This is a genomic window from Methylobacterium komagatae, assembly GCF_042661665.1.
In the GTDB taxonomy this organism is placed as follows: Bacteria; Pseudomonadota; Alphaproteobacteria; order Rhizobiales; family Beijerinckiaceae; genus Methylobacterium; species Methylobacterium komagatae.
The window spans coordinates 398,321-417,928 of the sequence record NZ_JBHSWN010000001.1 but is presented as its reverse complement, the minus strand read 5'-3'; the positions used below and the strand labels follow the sequence as shown (position 1 = coordinate 417,928).

The 19,608-nt window shown below is 66.7% G+C and carries 16 protein-coding genes and 1 pseudogene; 7 read left to right on the top strand and 10 right to left on the bottom strand.

The window, feature by feature from the left end; genetic code table 11:
* Positions 1-60: 60 nt before the first annotated feature.
* Entirely contained in the window at positions 61-1,659 is a 1,599-nt protein-coding gene (gene purH, locus ACFQE0_RS02050) for a bifunctional phosphoribosylaminoimidazolecarboxamide formyltransferase/IMP cyclohydrolase (protein ID WP_378966614.1), read from the top strand.
* Between the two features lie 80 nt (positions 1,660-1,739).
* On the opposite strand, the gene ACFQE0_RS02045 is transcribed toward purH, so the two are convergent.
* The 5 genes from ACFQE0_RS02045 to ACFQE0_RS02025 all read right to left on the bottom strand — a co-directional run bounded on the left by ACFQE0_RS02045 (position 1,740) and on the right by ACFQE0_RS02025 (position 10,569).
* Positions 1,740-3,476 (bottom strand): MFS transporter, encoded by a 1,737-nt coding sequence (locus ACFQE0_RS02045; RefSeq protein WP_378966612.1) that lies wholly within the window; start codon positions 3,474-3,476, stop codon positions 1,740-1,742.
* 257 nt (positions 3,477-3,733) lie between these two features.
* A complete protein-coding gene (locus ACFQE0_RS02040; protein ID WP_378966609.1) occupies positions 3,734-5,422 on the bottom strand; it encodes a cation acetate symporter in 1,689 nt (562 codons plus the stop codon).
* The gene (locus ACFQE0_RS02035) at positions 5,422-5,796 is read right to left on the bottom strand and encodes a DUF485 domain-containing protein (protein WP_378966607.1); all 375 of its coding nucleotides are present in this window, start codon (positions 5,794-5,796) and stop codon (positions 5,422-5,424) included. Before ACFQE0_RS02035 ends, ACFQE0_RS02040 begins: the two co-directional genes overlap by 1 nt.
* A gap of 143 nt (positions 5,797-5,939) precedes the next feature.
* Positions 5,940-7,886 carry an acetate--CoA ligase gene (gene acs / locus ACFQE0_RS02030; RefSeq protein ID WP_378966604.1) on the bottom strand — a complete coding sequence of 649 codons (1,947 nt, stop codon included), beginning with the start codon at positions 7,884-7,886 and terminating at the stop codon, positions 5,940-5,942.
* Between the two features lie 250 nt (positions 7,887-8,136).
* Entirely contained in the window at positions 8,137-10,569 is a 2,433-nt protein-coding gene (locus tag ACFQE0_RS02025; RefSeq protein ID WP_378966602.1) for a sensor histidine kinase, read from the bottom strand.
* A 246-nt stretch (positions 10,570-10,815) separates the two neighbouring features.
* Between ACFQE0_RS02025 and ACFQE0_RS02020 the strand changes: the two genes are divergently transcribed.
* Together ACFQE0_RS02020 and ACFQE0_RS02015 are read left to right on the top strand one after the other, a co-directional pair.
* Entirely contained in the window at positions 10,816-11,307 is a 492-nt protein-coding gene (locus ACFQE0_RS02020; protein ID WP_378966600.1) for a phasin, read from the top strand.
* 135 nt (positions 11,308-11,442) lie between these two features.
* Positions 11,443-11,787 (top strand): hypothetical protein, encoded by a 345-nt coding sequence (locus ACFQE0_RS02015; RefSeq protein WP_378966598.1) that lies wholly within the window; start codon positions 11,443-11,445, stop codon positions 11,785-11,787.
* Between the two features lie 64 nt (positions 11,788-11,851).
* Here the strand turns inward: ACFQE0_RS02015 and ACFQE0_RS02010 are convergent, their stop codons facing one another.
* Positions 11,852-12,496 carry a L,D-transpeptidase gene (locus ACFQE0_RS02010; RefSeq protein WP_378966596.1) on the bottom strand — a complete coding sequence of 215 codons (645 nt, stop codon included), beginning with the start codon at positions 12,494-12,496 and terminating at the stop codon, positions 11,852-11,854.
* Positions 12,497-12,702: 206 nt separating this feature from the next.
* Here ACFQE0_RS02010 and aroC point away from each other — a divergent pair.
* Both aroC and ribB read left to right on the top strand, forming a co-directional pair.
* A pseudogene (gene aroC, locus ACFQE0_RS02005) lies at positions 12,703-13,799 on the top strand (chorismate synthase).
* A gap of 50 nt (positions 13,800-13,849) precedes the next feature.
* On the top strand, positions 13,850-14,920 hold the full coding sequence (gene ribB, locus ACFQE0_RS02000) for a 3,4-dihydroxy-2-butanone-4-phosphate synthase (protein ID WP_378966594.1): 1,071 nt from the start codon (positions 13,850-13,852) through the stop codon (positions 14,918-14,920).
* Here the strand turns inward: ribB and ACFQE0_RS01995 are convergent.
* A complete protein-coding gene (locus ACFQE0_RS01995; RefSeq protein WP_378966592.1) occupies positions 14,917-16,326 on the bottom strand; it encodes a pilus assembly protein in 1,410 nt (469 codons plus the stop codon). The two genes, ribB and ACFQE0_RS01995, sit on opposite strands and share 4 nt — an antisense overlap.
* 48 nt (positions 16,327-16,374) lie before the next feature.
* On the opposite strand from ACFQE0_RS01995, the gene ACFQE0_RS01990 reads away from it, so the two are divergent.
* A complete protein-coding gene (locus tag ACFQE0_RS01990) occupies positions 16,375-16,530 on the top strand; it encodes a hypothetical protein (RefSeq protein WP_378966590.1) in 156 nt (51 codons plus the stop codon).
* Position 16,531: 1 nt separating this feature from the next.
* Here ACFQE0_RS01990 and ACFQE0_RS01985 read toward each other — a convergent pair whose 3' ends face one another.
* The 3 genes from ACFQE0_RS01985 to ACFQE0_RS01975 all read right to left on the bottom strand — a co-directional run bounded on the left by ACFQE0_RS01985 (position 16,532) and on the right by ACFQE0_RS01975 (position 18,794).
* Positions 16,532-17,080, bottom strand: a complete 549-nt coding sequence (locus ACFQE0_RS01985) for a TadE/TadG family type IV pilus assembly protein (RefSeq protein ID WP_378966588.1) — start codon at positions 17,078-17,080, stop codon at positions 16,532-16,534.
* A 2-nt stretch (positions 17,081-17,082) separates the two neighbouring features.
* Entirely contained in the window at positions 17,083-17,676 is a 594-nt protein-coding gene (locus ACFQE0_RS01980) for a TadE/TadG family type IV pilus assembly protein (RefSeq protein WP_378966586.1), read from the bottom strand.
* 188 nt (positions 17,677-17,864) lie between these two features.
* Entirely contained in the window at positions 17,865-18,794 is a 930-nt protein-coding gene (locus tag ACFQE0_RS01975; protein ID WP_378966584.1) for a histone deacetylase family protein, read from the bottom strand.
* Positions 18,795-19,131: 337 nt separating this feature from the next.
* On the opposite strand from ACFQE0_RS01975, the gene ACFQE0_RS01970 reads away from it, so the two are divergent.
* Positions 19,132-19,572 (top strand): hypothetical protein, encoded by a 441-nt coding sequence (locus ACFQE0_RS01970; protein ID WP_378966581.1) that lies wholly within the window; start codon positions 19,132-19,134, stop codon positions 19,570-19,572.
* Positions 19,573-19,608: the final 36 nt, after the last annotated feature.

Sequence of the window (19,608 nt, the reverse complement as noted above, 5' to 3'; positions counted from 1 at the left end):
GTTCGCGCTATTTCCGTGTAACCGCGACGCTGAAATCCATAAAAAATTCGGCACGCTCCCATGACTCACGATCACGTGCGGGTGTCCCGCGCGCTCCTGTCCGTTTCCGAAAAGACCGGCCTCGTCGATTTCGCCCGTGCCCTTCATGGCCGCGGCATCGCGCTGGTCTCCACCGGCGGCACCTTCAAGACGCTGAAGGAGGCCGGGATCCCGGTCGTGGAGGTCGCGGACCTGACCGGCTTCCCGGAGATGATGGACGGGCGCGTGAAGACCCTGCACCCGGCGGTGCATGGCGGGCTCCTGGCGATCCGCGACAATCCCGAGCATCAGGCGGCGCTCGCCGCCCACGGGATCGGTGCCATCGATCTGCTCGTGGTCAACCTCTACCCGTTCGAGGCGACGATCGCGGCCGACAAGCCCGAGGACGACTGCATCGAGAACATCGATATCGGTGGCCCGGCGATGATCCGCGCGGCGGCCAAGAATCACGCCGACGTGGCGGTGGTGACCGACGTCGCCGATTACGGCACCGTTCTCGCTGCGCTGGAGGCCGGGGACGGCACCCTCGGCTTCGCCCTTCGCCGCCGACTGGCGCAGAAGGCCTATACCCGCACCGCCGCCTATGACGCCGCCATCAGCAACTGGATGGCTGCGCGCTTCGAGGTGGACGAGCCGCAGGCCTTCCGGGCCTTCGGCGGCAGCCTCGCCCAGGGGCTGCGCTACGGCGAGAACCCGCACCAGAGCGCCGCCTTCTACCGCGCGCCGGGCATTCCCCGCGCGGGCGTGGCGACAGCCCGCCAGCTTCAGGGCAAGGAACTGTCGTTCAACAACTTCAACGACACGGACGCGGCCTACGAATGCGTCGCGGAGTTCGACCCTGCCCGCACGGCGGCCGTGGTGATCGTGAAGCACGCCAATCCCTGCGGCGTGGCCGAAGGGTCGAGCCTGCTCGACGCCTATGAGCGCGCGCTCGCCTGCGATCCGGTCTCGGCCTTCGGCGGCATCGTCGCGCTCAACCGGACGCTCGACGCCGAGGCTGCGCGCAAGATCGTGGAGATTTTCACCGAGGTCATCATCGCGCCCGAGGCCACCGAGGAGGCCATCGCCATCCTCGCGGGCAAGAAGAACCTGCGCCTCCTGCTCGCGGGCGGATTGCCCGATCCCCGCGCGCCCGGCGAGACCGTGCGCACGCTCGCGGGCGGCCTGCTGGTGCAGGGTCGCGATGCCGTCACCGTCGATGACATGCCGTTCCAGGTCGTGACCAAGCGGGCACCCACGGAGGCCGAGGCCATCGACATGCGCTTCGCCTACCGGGTCGCCAAGCACGTGAAGTCGAACGCCATCGTCTACGCCAAGGGCGGCGCGACGGTCGGCATCGGTGCCGGGCAAATGTCGCGGGTCGATTCCTCGCGCATTGCCGCGTGGAAGGCCCGCGAGGGCGCCGACCGTCTCGGCCTCGCCGAGAGCCTCGCCAAGGGCGCAGTGGTCGCCTCCGACGCCTTCTTCCCCTTCGCCGACGGCCTGATGGCGGCGGCCGAGGCGGGCGCGACGGCGGTGATTCAGCCGGGTGGCTCCATGCGCGACAACGACGTCATCGCCGCCGCCGACGCGGCGGGGCTGGCGATGGTGTTTACCGGGCACCGGCACTTCCGGCACTGACAGACGAAAAACCCCTCGCACCGCTGCCGGGACGAGGGGTCGGGATGGTTCCCGGCGCGTGACCGCGCCGGGAGGCCGGATCAGGCCATCAGGTCCCGATCCTTGGTCTCGGGGATGAAGATCAGGCCCACCACGAAGGTGAATAGCGCGATCACGATCGGATACCAGAGGCCGTAGTAGATATCGCCGGTCTGGGCCACCATCGCGAAGGCGGTGGCGGGCAGGAGACCGCCGAACCAGCCGTTACCGATATGGTAGGGCAGCGACATCGAGGTGTAGCGGATCCGGGTCGGGAACAGCTCCACCAGCGCGGCGGCGATCGGGCCGTAGACCATCGTCACGTAGACCGCGAGGATGAACAGGATCCCGATCACCGCGAGCTTCTGGCCCGAGAAGATGTCGAGCGGATGCGCCGCCTTGATCACGCTCGGATTCGCCGCCGCCGACGGGTAACCGGCCTCGGTGAGAGCGGCCGTGATCGTCTTGGCGAAGGCCGGATCGGCCACGGGGAAGTCCTTCCCGTTGACGGTGACCACGGTCGGCGTGCCGGCCGGCTGGTTCTCGGTGGTGTAGTTCACGGCTGAGCGGGCGAGCAGCGCCTTGGCGACGTCGCACTCCTTCGTGAACTTAGCCGTGCCGACCGGATTGAACTGGAACGAGCAGTCCGACGTGTTGGTCTTCACCACCACCGGCACGTTCGCCTGAGCCGCGTGCAGGGCCGGGTTGGCACTGGCCGTCAGCATGTTGAACAGCGGGAAGTAGGTGAGCGCGGCGAGAAGGCAGCCACCCAGGATGATGGGCTTGCGGCCGATCTTGTCCGAGAGTGCGCCGAAGACCAGGAACCCGCCGGTCACGGCGATCAGCGACCACGCCACCATGACGTTGGCGGTGAACTGATCGACCTTCAGGATGCTCTGGAGGAAGAACAGCGCGTAGAACTGACCGGTGTACCAGACCACGGCCTGACCGGCGGTGAGGCCGAGCAGCGCGAGAAGGGCCCACTTGGCGTTCTTCCACTGGCCGAAGGCCTCGGAGAGCGGCGCCTTGGAATGGGTGCCCTCTTCCTTCATCTTCTTGAAGGCCGGGCTCTCGCTCATCTGGAGGCGGATCCAGACCGAGATCGCCAGCAGCGCGACCGAGACGAGGAACGGGATACGCCAGCCCCATTGCTGGAAGGCGGTGAGCGTGGTCGTCGTGCCGTCGGCGTTGGTGATCGTGGTCGCCGGGAAGGCGCTGTTCACGTAGCCCTGCGTCGACAGGATGATGATCAGCGACAGCAGCAGGCCGAGCGTCGCCGTCGCCTGGATGAACGACGTGTAGAAGCCGCGGCGGCCCACCGGAGCGTGCTCGGCCACGTAGACAGCCGCACCGCCATACTCACCCCCGAGCGCGAGGCCCTGGAGCATGCGCAGGACGAGCAGCGTCACGGGCGCGATCCAGCCGACGCCGTAGGCGTTCATGGTGTTGTAGGAGGGCAGCAAGCCGACCGCGAAGGTCGAGATGCCCATGATCAGAATGGTGACGAGGAAGGTGTGCTTGCGCCCGACGAGATCGCCGAGGCGGCCGAACACCAGCGCACCGAAGGGCCGCACGATGAAGCCCGCCGCGAAGGCGAGCAGTGCGAAGATGTTGCGCGTGGCTTCCGGATAGGCCGAGAAGAACTGCGCGCCGATCACGGTCGCGAGGGAGCCGTAGAGGAAAAAGTCGTACCACTCGAAGACGGTACCGAGCGAGGAGGCCAGGATGACCTTCTTCTCGCCGGCCGTCATCGGCCTGGCGGTCTCTCCGGCCCGCGGTACCGCGGTTGCCACTGCCATTTTCTTGTCCTCCCAAGGTATCGCACCGCCGGGAGGGGCCGGATGTTTCGACCGTCCCTCTCACCCCGGCGCAGACCTGCTTCTTGCGCAGGGCAGTTATGCGTTACCTCATTGGAACGCTTAGCCCAACCGGTAAAGCGTTCGTGAACGGCAACTATCAACACAACCGTCGCAAAGCGTCAGGCGAACGCTGGACATGAAAAAGGGCGCGGCTTCCGCCGCGCCCCCAGTGTTGGCCGGAAAAGTACTGAGATCGATTAGTGAGCGTGGGCGCCGGTCGCGCCGATGCCGGTCTCGGAGCGCACGAACTGCGCCTCGAACGCCGCCCGTTCGCGCTGAGCGCGGCGGGAATTGTCCATCTTCGAGACGATGAAAATCGTCGCGAAGGCCAGCGGCATCGAGAACAGGGCGGGGTTGTCGTAGGGGAACAACGCCGCCGGGTGGCCGAACGTGGTGACCCACACCGCCTTGGACAGCACCACCATCGTCACGGCCGAGATCAGGCCCACGAGGCCGCCCGCCAGCGCCCCCCAGGTCGTGGTGTCGCGCCAGAGGATCGACATCGCGAGGACGGGGAAGTTGCAGCTCGCCGCCACCGAGAAGGCGAGGCCGACCATGAAGGCGACGTTCTGGTTCTCGAAGATGTAGCCGAGGACGATGGCGACGATGCCGATGACCACCGCAGCGATCTTCGACAGCCGCACCTCGCCCGCCTCGGTGGTGCGCCCGCGGGCGATCACCTGGGCGTAGAGGTCGTGGCTGACCGCCGAGGCACCTGCGAGGGTGAGCCCGGCCACCACCGCGAGGATGGTCGCGAAGGCCACCGCCGAGATGAAGCCCAGGAAGTACGGGCCGCCGACCGCGTTGGCGAGGTTCACGGCGACCATGTTGGTGCCGCCGATCATGTCCTTCAGCTTGTCGAAGGTGCCCGCCGCACCGAGCTTGAAGTAGCTCGGATCCGACATGAGCAGCGCGATGCCGCCGAAGCCAATGATGAAGGTGAGGATGTAAAAGTAGCCGATAAGGCCGGTGGCATAGAAGACCGACTTACGGGCGGCCTGCGCGTCCGACACCGTGAAGAAGCGCATCAGGATGTGCGGCAGGCCGGCGGTGCCGAACATCAGGCCGACGCCGAGCGAGATGGCCTCGATCGGGTTGGAGACCAAGCCGCCGGGCGCCATGATGGCGTCGCCCTTCGGGTGGACCTCGACCGCCTTCTTGAACAGGATCTCGGGATTGAAGCCGTAATAGTAGAGCACGGCGCCCGCCATGAAGCTCGCGCCGCCGAGCAGCAGGCACGCCTTGATGACCTGCACCCAGGTGGTTGCCTTCATGCCGCCGAAGGCGACGTAGACAATCATCAGCACGCCGACGATGGCGACGGCGTAGAGGTAGGGCAGGCCGAACAGGAGCTGGATGAGCTTACCGGCGCCGACCATCTGGGCGATGAGGTAGAAGGCCACCACCACGAGGGTGCCCGTCGCCGAGATGATGCGGATCGCTGTCTGGTCGAGACGGAAGCTCGCCACGTCGGCGAAGGTGAACTTGCCGAGATTGCGCAGCCGCTCGGCGATCAGGAACAGCACGATCGGCCAGCCCACGAGGAAGCCGGTCGAGTAGATCAGACCGTCGAAGCCGGAGGTGTAGACGAGGCCGGAAATGCCGAGGAACGAGGCAGCCGACATGTAGTCGCCCGCGATGGCGAGCGCGTTGGTGCCCGCCGAGATGCCGCCGCCCGCCGCGTAGAAATCCGCCGCCGACTTGGAGCCTTGGGCCGCCTTGTAGGTGATGCCGAGCGTCATCAGCACGAAGAACAGGAACATGCCGATGGCGGGCCAGTTCGTGGCCGATTGCTGCACGGCGCCGAGATCGGGACCTGCCGCATAAGCCGCCGTTGCCGCCATCGCGGCGAGGGTCAGGCCGAGGAAGAGGGGAGCGTGACGCATTACCGGCCGACCTTGGACTTGAGGGCCTCGCTCAGAGCGTCGTAGCGCGTGTTCGCGCGGGCGACGTAGATGCCCGTGAGCAGGAAGGCGAAGAGGATCACGAAGACCCCGAGGAACAGGCCGAGGGAGGCCGTGGCGCCGCCGACCTTGATCGCCATCACGGACTTGTCGAAGGCGATGAGGCCGATGAAGCCGAAATAGACCAGCAGCATCAGGCCGGTCAGGATCCAACCGAACTTGGTGCGCTCGGCCACGAGCATCTGGAATTCCGGTGTCCTGGCGATGCGCTCCAGTTGCGGATCGACGGTGCCCCCGCCTGTTGCTCCTATGGGCGTGACTTTCGCCCCCGCGCGTCCAACCGTCGAGCCACTCATGCCGTTATCCTCCCGGGAAGGCGGATTCGTCCGGCCTTCCATGTCTTGTCCAAGCTTAAGTCTTGGGTTCGTCTTGTTATTGGGGGCGGCCACCTTGCAGTGACCGCCCCGTCGTTCCTTGCCCGTCACCGATACGGGAAAGTTCAGCCCCGGTTTTGCCGGTTGTCGATCAGGTCATCGACCACGGCCGGATCGGCCAGCGTCGAGGTATCGCCGAGCGATCCGAAATCGTCCTCGGCGATCTTGCGCAGGATGCGGCGCATGATCTTGCCCGAGCGGGTCTTCGGCAGGCCGGGGGCGAACTGGATCAGGTCGGGCGAGGCGATCGGCCCGATATCCTTGCGCACCCAGGCAACCAGTTCCTTGCGGAGCGCGTCGTCGCCGTTCTCGCCCTCGTTCAGGGTCACGTAGGCGTAGATGCCCTGGCCCTTCACGTTGTGCGGGTAACCGACCACGGCCGCCTCGGACACCTTCGGGTGCGCGACGAGGGACGATTCCACCTCCGCCGTGCCCATCCGGTGGCCGGAGACGTTGATCACGTCGTCCACGCGGCCGGTGATCCAGTAATAGCCGTCTGCGTCGCGCCGGGCGCCGTCGCCGGTGAAGTACTTGCCTGGATAGGTCGAGAAGTAGGTCTGCTCGAACCGCTCATGGTCGCCGTAGACCGTCCGCATCTGGCCCGGCCAGGAATCGGCGATGCAGAGGTTGCCTTCGCAGGCGCCGTCCAGAACCTTGCCTTCGGCATCGACCATCTCGGGCTTCACACCGAAGAAGGGCCGGGTGGCCGAGCCCGGCTTCAGGGCGGTGGCGCCCGGGAGCGGGGTGATGAGGATGCCGCCGGTCTCGGTCTGCCACCACGTATCGACGATGGCGCAGCGGCTGTCGCCGACAACCTTGTAGTACCATTCCCAGGCTTCCGGGTTGATCGGCTCGCCGACCGAACCCAGCACGCGCAGGCTGGCGCGGGAGGTCTTCTTCACCGGTCCTTCGCCGCCGCCCATGAGGGAGCGGATCGCGGTCGGCGCGGTGTAGAAAATGTTGACCTTGTGCTTGTCCACGACATCCCAGAAGCGGGAATTCGACGGATAGGTCGGGATGCCCTCGAACATCAGCGTCGTCGCGCCGTTCGCGAGGGGCCCGTAGACGATGTAGCTGTGCCCCGTGACCCAGCCGACATCGGCCGTGCACCAGTAAACGTCGCCCTCGCGGTAATCGAACACGTACTGATGGGTCATGGAGGCGTAGACGAGGTAGCCGCCCGTGGTGTGCACCACGCCCTTCGGCTGGCCCGTCGAGCCCGACGTGTAGAGGATGAAGAGCGGGTGCTCGGCCTCGACCGGCTCGGCCGGGCACTCGTCTGTCACCTGCTCGGCGGCCTCGTGGTAGTAGACGTCGCGGCCGGGCTCCATGGTCACGGCGCCGCCGGTGCGCTGCACGACGACGACGTGATCGACGATCGGCGAGCTGAGGCGCTTGATCGCCTCGTCCACGTTGGCCTTCAGCGGAACCTTGCGGCCGCCGCGCAGGCCTTCGTCGGCGGTGATGACCAGCTTCGAGCCGCAACCCTGGATGCGCTGGGCCAGCGAGTCCGGGGAGAAGCCACCGAAAACGATGGCGTGGATGGCGCCGAGCCGAGCGCAGGCCAGCATGGCGTAGGCAGCCTCGGGGATCATCGGCAGGTAGAGGGTGACGCGGTCGCCCTTCTCGACGCCCCGGTTGCGCAGGACGTTGGCCCAGCGGCAGACCTGCGCGTGCAATTCGCGATACGTGATGTGCTTCGACTCGTCCGGGTTGTCGCCTTCCCAGATGATCGCGGTCTGCTCGCCGCGCGTCTCGAGATGACGATCGACGCAATTGTAGGCGACGTTCGTCTTGCCATCCTCGAACCACTTGATCGAAACGTTGCCAGGCTCGAAGCTGGTGTTCTTCACACGCGTATACGGCGTCATCCAGTCGATGCGCTTGCCGTGTTCGCCCCAGAAGGTTTCGGCGTCGTTGACCGAGGCCTGATACATCTCCCGATACTGGGCATCATTGACGAGGGCGCCCTGGCGCCACGCGTCTTGGACTTCGACGACCCTGCCTTCCATCGTGTTCCATCCCTGTTTTTGGTGCCTGATCGTATCGCGGTTCACACCGCGCAGCCAGGACTTCCAAAGTCGTGTAGCGCCATGGCGGGCTGTCCGGTAACCCCGTCGCTCACCCTGCGCACAAGAACCCGACGGGCCCGAATTAAATTGAGCGCAATGCAAACGTGATGACCGGCGCGTCACCGGTCTGTCAAGCAACCTTGACTTAGGTAACCAAGAGCTGACGGTAACATTCCAGTCAGTGCGGTTCTTACGATGACAAAGGTTCTGACTTGTCTCGCTGGCTTGACCGCGTACCGCGTCGGATGGGCAACAAAATTTCGACCAGCATCCCTTCGTCGCCGCGGCCTGCCATGCGCAGGCTTCCGCCATTGGCCTGAACCAGCGCTCGGGGCAGGGCGAGGCGGGTATCCTCCTCGGCCGGGTTCGTGGCGGAGGGCTCTTTCGATGGGCAGCCGTCACGGACGCGCAGGGCAATCTCGGCACCCTCGCTCGGCCCCGTTGAAACGATGACCTGTCCGCCTGCCACCGAACGGCGGATCGCGTGCTCAATCACCAGGATCACCGCCCGGCGCAGGCTGGGTTCGTCGCTCTCCAGTTCGGCGAGATCGGCGGAGAAGCTCGTGCGCACCACGATCCGCCCGCGCGCCGCTTCCGGCTGGAGCTTCGCGACGCAGGCGGCGACGACCTCGTTCAGGGCCAGCGGATGCGGATCGAGGGCGATCTGTCCCGCTTCCACGGCGGCGAGATCAGCGAGTTCGGCCATGCGCCCGACGATCCGCTCGCCTGCATCGCGGATGTCGGACAGGCAGGCGCGATAGCGCAGGTCGCCGAGGGCGCCATAGCGCTCCTCCAGCATCGCATGGGTCAGCGACAGGATGGCATCCACCGGCTCGCGCAACTCGCGGTCGAGACGCCTGAGGTTCATCGCAGGGGAGGGCGCCGGTTCCGGCCGGGCGTGGACCGGCGGCGGGGCGACACTTTGGGCCGAGTCGGGCAATCGGTGCAGAACCGCGACCCGGTGCCCGTCCGGGCGTGGCGGTGCCAGGGCGAGGGTCATGGCGCGGCCCTGCGCGAGCACGGCCGCGGGTGTCTCGCCGCTGCCGGCCAGGGCCGCCGCGAGAAGGGTCGCGCTGCCCGTATCGAACAGGCCCGCAAAGGCACTGCCGACGAGCTCCGTCGGAGTGCCGCCGAGGCAGGCGGCTGCCGCACGGTTCAGGGTCACGACGCGTCCGTCGCGGTCGATGGTGACGACGCCCGCCTGCAGGGCATCGAGCGCCGCCTCGGCGCCCAGCGCGCGCCCGGCCTGAACCTCGCGGGCGAGGCGCTCGGCGGCGAGTTCCCGGCGCGGGTCGTTTTCATCGAGGCTGCGCAGCAGGAGGATGGCGGCGGGGCCGCCGTCCCAGGCGCAGATTCCCCGCGTCACCTCGACCGGACGAGCGCCACCGCTCGCGGTGCCGATGGCGGTCTCATGAGACTGGCCACTGCGGAAATTCGGCGGGCCGCCAGGGAAGATCGCATCGATACCCACCTCCCGCAGCGAGGCGAGGTCGGCGTAGCGGGTCAAGTCGAGGAAGGGACGGTTGACCGCCAGGATCGTGTCGCCGCGATGGACCAGGGCGGCCATGGGCAGGCTGTCGAGCAACCCGCCGATCTCGTCACCCGCCTCTGGCGCCACGGGGGCGAGGTCCGCCCGCAAGCCGGGGAAGGGCATGACCGATCCGGCGATGCGCTCGGACGGCACATGTCCCTCCGGATCCGCCTCGTCCCCCGCGTAGCGCGCCCCGAGCGCCCGCGCGATCTCACGGAAGGCGGCGTGCTCGTCATTGGAGAGGGTGGCGTCGTTGCCGTTCTCGGAATCCTCGTCCGAGCCGAAGGCGATGAGATCGTCCGCGAGAGTCGCGAGCCCGGCATCCGCCCGCGCGACGCCGCGAACGACTCCGAACCCTTCGAAGCCCGTGAAGGACGCGCCTTCGCGACCTGCCGGGGCTCCCGAGAGGTCGGCGTGAACCCTGTTCGGACCGAGGCGGAGGCTGATCGGGAGCTTGCGGAACGTCGCGCGGCCCGCCAGCGCGGTCGTCAGTGATCCGGCGCCGGAGGCATCACCCCCGGCGAGCGCGCGCCAGTCCCGGCCCACCAGGGTCGAGAGCGGGCCGCTGATACGGGTCAGCACGCCGTTCTCGTCGCTGCGCCAGAGGAAGCGGTCTCCCTCGCGGGGGGCTTCAACCACGGGGTCGGGTGCGGGCGCGGGGGCAACGGCAGGTGACGGGGCGGCGGACTCCGGGGCGGCCGGGGCCGGGGACAGGCGCGGCAACGCAAGCGGCCCAGAGGGCACGGCGAGATAGACGGTCGAACCCAGCGCATCCGCTGCGCGGGAGACGAGGAAGAGGGAGGGCGGCACGATCCGGCGTGGATCGAGGCGCAGGCGAAGGAGCCGATGGCCGCCCTCGTGCGGGCAGCAGGCCGCGATCTGCCGGACGATGCTCGCGCCGTCGAGGCCGCGCAGGGCCTCGGCCAGGCGCCCGGCGACAGGCGAGGCATGACGCACCCGCCCATCCTGACCGTCGAGCACGAGATGACTCGCGTCGGGATTCTTCAAGGCAGCCGCAAGCGCCGGCTCACGCTCCCAGAGCGCGAAGGCCGACGCGAGGCTGTCGTCCCGCGATGTGCTGTCGGTGTGCAAGCCCCGCGACTCCGCTCCCGGCCCTAAACCAAAGTCCGTTCACCATGCCGAACGCCTGCCCGTGGCATGCGAACGACACTCTTTGTAGCGTGAAGTGGAGCCCATGACTGGACTCCGGCGTTCGCCGTCACACGTTTACGTCATGTCAACCTTAATGCCGGCGGCGCGGGTGGCATATGGTTGCGAATCGATTATTGTGCAGTGCACAACGCGCCATCAACAGCCGCTTACAAAGAGGAGCCCTCCATGAGCAACACCCCGAACTACGAAGTCCCGACCGAGATGCGTGATTTCGCCGAGAAGAGCGTGGACCAGGCCCGCAAGGCATTCGACAGCTTCATGGGCGCTGCTCGCCGCACGGCCGACACGGTCCAGGGTTCGGCCGAGGTGGCCCGCAACAATGCGCAGAACGCCTCGTCGCGCGGTTTCGAATATGCCGAGCAGAACGTCAATGCGGCGTTCGACTTCGCCAAGCGCCTCGTGCGCGCGAAGGACGTGCAGGAAGCCATGCAGATCCAGGCCGATTTCGTCCGCAGCCAGTTCGCGGCGATGCAGAGCCAGGCCAAGGAGTTCAGCGGCATCGCGCAGAGCGCCATGCAGGAAGGTGCCGAACGCGCCAAGTCCGCCATGCAGCAGGGTGCCGATGAGGCTCGCCGCGCCATGGAGCAGGGCCGTGACGCCGCCAACCAGACGGCTGAGAACGTGCAGAACGCCGCCGAGCGTTCGACCAATCACTGATTCGGTTCGTCCGGATTCCTGACTAGGTAGACGGCCCGCCCCGCCCTGGGCCGGGCCGTCTCGTTTTCGCCCCCATTCCCACGGAGAGCGGCAAAGCGGGGCCGATGCGGCCCGAGTGGAAACGGGAGTGCGACGATGAACGGATTCCGTGGCGGGGCGCGCTGGCTCTGCGGTGCCCTTGGCGCGCTGACGCTCGCCTCGTCGGTCACGACGGCCGACGCTCAATATTACGATGGCCCGCGCGATGGCTATTACCGCCGCGCCCCGGCCTACGAAGAGGAATATGCGCCGCCGCCGCGCCGTCGGGTGGTGCGCGAGGCGGGCTATAATTGCGATGCCGTGCAGCAGGGTCTGACCGGGCCGAAGCCCTATTCCTGTCCGCTGCCGGGCCCGCGCCCGCTCGGCGCCCGTTGCTTCTGCGATCTGCCGATCGCCTCATTCAGCCCGGCGCAGACCGCCGTGGGCCGTGTCGTCCCGTAGGCATGAAAACGCCCTGCGCGGCTACGAGGCCGGGCAGGGCGCCTGTCGCTTCAATTAGCGTCGATCAGTTCAGGACGACGACCTTCGCGCCGACCTTCACGCGCTCGTAGAGATCGCTGACGTCATCGTTCGTCATCCGGATGCAGCCCGAGGACACGGCCTGCCCGATCGTATCCGGCTCGTTCGAGCCGTGGATGCGGTACTCGGTGCCGCCGATATACATCGCGCGGGCGCCGAGAGGGTTCTCGATGCCACCGGCCATGTAGCGCGGCAGATCGGGGCGGCGGGCGAGCATCGCCTTCGGCGGCACCCACGACGGCCATTCCTTCTTGGCGGTGATGGTCTTCACGCCGCTCCAGGTGAAGCCCGGACGGCCGACGCCGACGCCGTAGCGCAGTGCCTCACCATTGCCGAGGACCAGGTAGAGCCGCCGCTCCGAGGTGGAAACCACCATCGTGCCCGGCGCGTAGTTGCCCGAGAAGGCCACCACTTCGCGCGGAATCGGCTGGACCTGCGCCTGCGGCGCGGCCTGCACGCCCTGGCCGTAGCTGGGGTTGTAGGTGCCCTGATAACCGTAGGGGCTCTGTTCGGCGTAGTAATCCTCCGCATCGTTCTGACCGAAGGGGTCGTAGGACGAAGCGGCGAAGGCGGGGGCGGAAAGAACGCAGATGCCGAGGAGCGCTGCGAGCGCAGTGACCGAGGTCTTCATGGTGCCTGCCTGTGCAATAACCTTTGCCGTTACAAGCGTGAGCATGGCGCCCCGGTTCCACGACCGTACTGCGAATTTTATTCCCTACGCGAATACGTAAGTTTTGATGATTCGACTGCTCTTTGGTGATTCGTCGCCGGGTGCGGCTTCTGGGCCACAAGGATACGGTTTGTGACTCGCGCCGACCCGCGCTAGAGCGAGCCGCCATGTCTCACAACACCTTCGGCCACCTGTTCCGCGTCACGACCTTCGGCGAGAGCCACGGGGTGGCGCTCGGCTGCGTCGTCGATGGCTGTCCGCCCGGCTTGGTCCTCGAAGCCGAGGAGATCCAGGCGGAGCTGGATCGCCGCAAGCCCGGCCAGTCGCGCTTCACCACGCAGCGGCGCGAGCCCGATCAAGTGAAGATCCTGTCCGGCGTCTTCTCCGACGACCGCACCAGCGGCCGCCAGCTCACCACCGGAACGCCGATCGCGCTGATGATCGAGAATACGGATCAGCGCTCGAAGGACTATTCCGAGATCCGCGACAGCTACCGGCCCGGCCATGCGGACTACACCTACGACGCCAAGTACGGCATCCGCGACTACCGGGGCGGCGGCCGCTCCTCAGCACGCGAGACCGCCGCGCGGGTGGCGGCGGGCGCCGTGGCGCGCAAGGTCGTGCCGGGCGTCACGATCCGCGCCGCCCTGGTCCAGATGGGCCCCCACGCGATCGACCGCAGCCGGTGGGACTGGGACGAGGTGGGCAACAACCCGTTCTTCTGCCCCGATGCGGAGACGGCGCGCTTCTACGAGGAGTATCTCGACGGCATCCGCAAGGACGGCTCGTCGGTGGGCGCGGTGATCGAGGTGGTGGCCGAGGGCGTGCCGCCGGGGCTCGGCGCACCGGTCTACGGTAAGCTCGACGCCGACCTCGCGGCGGCGATGATGTCGATCAATGCGGTGAAGGGGGTCGAGATCGGCGACGGCTTCGCGGCGGCGGCCCTGCGCGGCGAGGACAACGCGGATGAGATGCGCTCCGGCAATGGTGGCCGCCCGCGCTTCCTCGCGAACCATGCGGGCGGCATCCTCGGGGGCATCTCCAACGGCGAGCCGGTGGTGGTGCGCTTCGCGGTGAAGCCGACCTCTTCGATCCTCACTCCCCGCCAATCGGTGAGCCGCGACGGCGCCGAGCCGACCTGATCACCAAGGGCCGCCACGACCCCTGCGTCGGCATCCGCGCGGTGCCCGTCGCGGAGGCGATGATGGCGTGCGTGCTGGCGGACCATTATCTGCGCCATCGTGGTCAGGTGGGGCAGCCCTGACCGGTAAGGCCGATCCCGCGCGGGACGTTTACGAGTTTAGGAAGCCTGACGTGAGCCATTCCACCGTCACCGAAGTGATCTCCGCTTTCGCCCGCGGCGAGATCGTCGTCGTTACCGACGATGACGACCGCGAGAACGAGGGCGACCTCGTCGTCGCCGCCTCGCTCTGCACGCCGGAGAAGATGGCCTTCATCATCCGTAACACCTGCGGCATCGTCTGCGCGCCTCTGACGGTCTCCGAGGCGCGTCGTTTGCGCCTCGACCCGATGGTCGCCTCGAACGACGCACCGTTAGGCACGGCCTTCACCGTCACCGTCGACGTGAAGCATGGGCTCACCACCGGCATTTCGGCCGAGCAGCGGTGCAACACGGTGCGGGCGCTCGCCAACGGCAACATGGGCGCCGCCGATTTCGTGCGGCCCGGCCACGTCTTCCCGCTGATCGCCCGCGACGGCGGCGTGCTGATGCGCTCGGGCCATACCGAGGCTGCGGTCGACCTGTGCAAGCTCGCGGATCTGCCGCCGGTCGGCGTGATCTGCGAACTCGCCAACGACGACGGCACCGTGATGAAGGGGCCGCAGATCGACGCCTTCGCGCAGACGCACAACCTCAAGCGAATTTCGGTGGCCGACCTCATCGCCTACCGGCAGTCTCGCGACCGTCTGGTGGAGCGCGTCGGGCATTTTCCCGTGCAGTCGGCGCACGGGACCGTGACCGCTCACGCCTACACGACGCCCTTCGAGAGCATTCAGCAATTCGCCTTCGTGATGGGGGATATCGGCGACGGACGCGACGTCCTGGTGCGCCTGCACCGCTCGAACGTGGCGGCCGACGTGATCGGCGGCGGCCAGCAGATCGACGCGGTCCTGCGTCGCTTCGCGGAGAAGGGCAGGGGCGTCCTGGTCTACCTGCGCGACGGGACGGCGGGCGTTCCCCTCAAGAGCGTCACCGACGAAGGGGCCGAGGCCGTGCGCGCCCGGCAATGGCGCGAGATCGGCCTCGGCGCGCAGATCCTGCGCGACCTCGGCGTCGTCTCGATCCGAAACCTCGCGACCTCGTCGCGCTCCTATGTCGGCCTCTCGGGCTTCGGCATCGAGCTTCTGGGCGACGAGCCCCTCTAGGCACAGAGGGCGCGGATCAGTTCGTGATCCGCGCCTGCGCTCCGGCGGCCAAGAACATCTGCTGGACGGCGGTGTTGATCTCGCTCGGCGAGTCGAGCTGCGTAGGCGTAGCTCGACGACGATGCGCAGGATGCGAGATTCGAAGCGATCGAACTCGCTAGATAATCCTTGACGAAGGTGAACACGCTGTTGAGCGTCGCGCTGCTACTCTGAAGGTTCGCCGGAGGCACGATGTACTTCGTGTTCAAAGTCATCAGCGTATAACCCTTCGATTTGATCGTTGCGCAGGCGGTGGGATCGAAGGACTGGATGTAGATGGGCACGGAAAAGCCGGTGAGGCTTTTGCAGTTCGGGTTCTGGCAGGGCGTATAGGGCGTAAAATTGGTGTCGTAACCGTCGACCCAGTTGCTGCCGGACTTCACCTTCATGTCCGAATCCTGCACCCCGTCGGTGATCAGCATCACGAACCCTTGCGCGGTGTTGGATGTCAGGCCGTTACCGTCCGTATTGAGGGTGTTGCCGAGGGTTTTCAGGCTGTAAGTCGTGTTGGTGCCGCCGTCCTTGGCGGCGTCGGTGATGTCGAGGCCCTGCACCGTCGTGATGGCGTCCGAGATTGCCGGCGACAGGGTGAAGACGTTCGTGAACATGGTGCTCATCGTCCAGACCGAGACCTTGAATCGGCTCGCGTTGCCTGAGGCGATAATCTGTTTCAGGGCGGTGACGACGGCGTTCTTGGCCACGTCGATGCGCAGCGTCGCGCCCTTGTTGCGGGCGAGGTCGGTCGTGTTGGTGTGGTGACAGGCGACGGCGCAGCCGCCGGTCGCATTGTAGACGGTCTGCTGATCGGCGGTGGTGGCGCCGATGCCCATCGAGGACGACGTGTCGATCACGATGTGGATGTTCGTGAAGGCCGGGATCGTCAGGGTCGAGCTGGCAGTGCCGGTGAAGCTTGCCGTCGTGGTGCCGAGCGCGCGCATGAAGATCGTCGGCATCGAGAAGGCATAGGACGTCGTCGCGCTGAGCGTCCGGCCTGAAGCGGTCATGGTGATGGTCGGCGTCGGCGCGGTGCCGGGGAGCGTGCCCGTATTCGCCTTGAATTGCGCGGCCGCCTGCGCCTTCCCGACATCCATGGCGGCCGAGGTCGGATCGCCCTGGCCGGTATAATTGACGATATAGGTCTGTGCGCTGGTGATCGCCGCGACCACCGCCGCGTCGGCCGCATGGTCCAGCTTCGCCTTCGCAGCCAGCTCCATCCCGTAATCGATGGACAGACCGATGAAGCCGACCATCGGGATCGCCGAGAAGGCGAAGATCGGGGTGAGGCTTCCCCGGCGCTCGTTCCAGGCACGGCGCAAGAGGGAAGGCACTCGACGGAAGGGCGTGAACAGTCCGGCTGGCGTCGTCATGGGGTTCCGGAAGGCCACTGAGGGCGTGCGACGGGACGGGTCGGAGGCATGGGTCAATATCCGGGGCAGGCCGACCCGAAGCCGTCATCCCCGCTCACAACCTTGTACTTGAGCGTGCTGACGTATCGGGGGTTGATGTACGAGGATCGTCTGAGCGTGACGCTGTTCAGCAGCCCGGTGAACACCACGGGCGACCATGTGTAGGTCACGTCCGCGACGACGACGTAGAGCGGTGGCCCGTTGCCCCCTGCGGGCTGGCCACCGGCGTGAACAGGCTGGCGGGCAGCGTCGCCGTGGTCGGTCGGCTGGTATCGGTGGTCGAAGTCGGGCGGACGGCGCAGGCGCGCTCCTTGGCCGCGCCGGTCCAGTTCACGTTGGCGACGTAGGTGCAGTTGCTCGTGCAGCCGCTGACCGTCGGCGCAAAGCTGATTCCGGCGAGCGAGATGGTGATGTCGTCCGACCACGCGATTCCCTTGCGGGTCGCGTCGCTCAACACTTTGGGGAAGGTCAGCATCGCGGAATCGAACGCGTAGTGCAGATCCGCGTAGGAGACGCTCGTGTCGGAATCCGCCGCCAGAAGCTCCGCGATGGAGTTGGCCGTGTCGGTGAGCTGACGCGACTGACGCACGAAGCTGGAATACTCGAAGATGCAGGCCGAGATGGCGAGCAGCGCCGGGAAGATCAGCGAGAACTCGACGGCCGCGACGCCCCTGCGATCGCGGCGGAAACGAGCCCGGATGTCGCGACACCCCATCGTCAGCAATTCGCGTAGGCCGCGCCGTTGCCATATGGCTCGGCCTTGAAGGTCGCGGTCGACATCAGGACGTTGACCTGACGGCCATTGTAGATCGTCGGGGATTGCCCCGCGAACAGCATGGTGAAGTAGCTGACCGGATAGAGGATCTGCACCACCACGTATTGTCCGCCGGAGCCGGGGCAGAACTTGTTGGCAGTGGCGTTGAGCGCCGGAACGATGAGGGCGCTCTTTCCCGTGTTGACGTACGAATAATAGCCGGTCGGGTTGGTGCCGGCGGGCACGAGGCTCACATTCACGAAGATATCGGCACAGCTGAAGTTCGCGGGGAGCTTCGGGCACACGACCGACGTGCGGAACGTGCTCGCACTCATGCCCGCGGTCGAGACCGCGCCCGTCATCACCGCGCGCGCGCTCTTGTTCGCGGCGTAATCGAGCGCCGACATCATGAAGAAGGTGTAGCCGACCTCGAACACACCCATGAGCGTCAGCATGAACGGGACCGCCAGGATCCCGAACTCCACCGCCGTCGTGCCCGCCCGATCTTTTCGGAAGCGCCGGGCCGTACGGATCTTCGCGTCTGAGGACAGTGCCATCGTGCGGCAGCAAACTCTCTCTCCCAGAGAGAGCACCTCTGCACGCGAATGACTAATGAACCATGCATCCAACAAGCGAGTGCAAAGGCGAAACGAAGAAAACTCTTCGTGATCCTTGTCGCTCGCTCGCGGTTGTTGGAAAATTGGACAGTCTTGTCGGGTCGCCCCCGCTCATCGCCTCGATGGCCTCAGTGCCCCATCAACGCGTTGACGTGGGCGGCGACGGAGCGGGACAGCCCTTCCAGGCTGTAGCCGCCCTCCAGCACCGAGACGACGCGCCCGCCCGCGCTACGCTCGGCGGCCTCCATGAGGCGCCGCGTCGCCCAGGCGAAATCCTCGGCCTCAAGGCGTAGATTCGCCAGGGGATCGAGACGGTGCGCGTCGAACCCCGCCGAGATGATGATGAGATCAGGACGGAAGGCCTCGAGTCGAGACAGGACCCCGTTTTCGAACGCCTCTCGGAAAACCTCGCCGTCATCGTTGGCGTGAAGGGGGACGTTGACGATGGTGTTCTTCTCGCCCCGTTCGGAGGCGGCACCGCTGCCGGGATAGAGCGGCATCTGGTGGGTGGAGCAGTAGAGCACCGCTCCGTCATCCCAGAAGATGTCCTGGCTGCCGTTGCCGTGGTGGACGTCCCAATCGACCAGCGCCACCCGGTCCACGTTGAAGGCCGCGCGCGCATGGCGGGCCGCGATGGCCGCGTGATTGAACAGGCAGAAACCCATCGCCCGCGTCTTCTCGGCGTGATGGCCGGGCGGGCGCATGGCGACGAAGGCGTTGGTGGCCTCCCCGCGCATCACGGCGTCCACGGCGTGGACGGCGCCGCCCGTCGCGCGCAGCGCCGCTTCCATGCTGCCGGGCGACAGGATCGTGTCGGAATCGATGCCGACCATGCCCGTTTCCGGCACCGCCGCCATCAACGCATCGACATATTCGGCCGGGTGCGCCAGCGTCGCCACGGAGGGCTCGGCCCGAGGGGCCTGAACCCGCACGAGCGCGGAGAACCGCTCGTCTTCCAGGGCGCGCTCGATCGCGCGCATACGCGCCGGACGCTCCGGATGCCCCTCCGGGACCACGTGGTCGAAGCTCGCGGGATGGCTGACGTAGAGGGTCGTCACGCGGGCTCTCTCCCGAAATACGCTCTGTCGCGCGGCTGCAACAGGAGCCGGCAATGTGCCACGGTCGAGGGGCGCGGACCATGGGTCGAAAGCGGGAGCGATAGGGATCGCGCCATTTCCGAAACCCAAAGGGCCACACACGCCACCGCGAGGGGAGCTTGGTCATTCTCCGCTAACGAAACACGGCAACCTTCGAATAAGCCTCTCTCGTTGTCAGGTGTTTACCTGAAGAGCCGTTCAGATTTGCGTGTTAACCTCTGAAAGATCAGCCGCCTCGTACTGTCGGATACACGGAACGACAGGGGCGACCTCGAAGAAGGTCGCGGAGGCAGCGATCATGATCCAGATCTCGGTTGAACAGTTCTGCAACCATGCCGTCTCGGCGGGTGAGATTTCCGCGGAGGATCTCCTGGTCCTCAAGCGCGAGGTGTTGATGGACGGCATCACCCGTCGCGAGGAGGTCGATCTCCTGATCGCCCTGCAGCGCGCGGTGCCGTCTTCCGAGGACTTCGCCGACTTCCTCACCGCGATGGTCGTGGACTACGTGGTGTGGGGCGAGCGCTCCACCGGCTACATCGATCGCGAGACCGCGTCCTGGCTGGCCGCCACCTTGACCGGCCGGACCGGCCCGACTCCGGTCGCCGCCCGGATCGCTCAGGAAATCGTCCGCGAGGCGCAAGGATCGTCCGAGTCGCTGACCGCCTTCGCCCTCGAAGCGAATTCCTGGGTCCGCGAGCCCGCCGCCCGCTCCCGCCGTCACTTCTCTCTGGCTGCGTGATCAGCGCTGCCGCACAGCTTCCGTCCGCGACATATC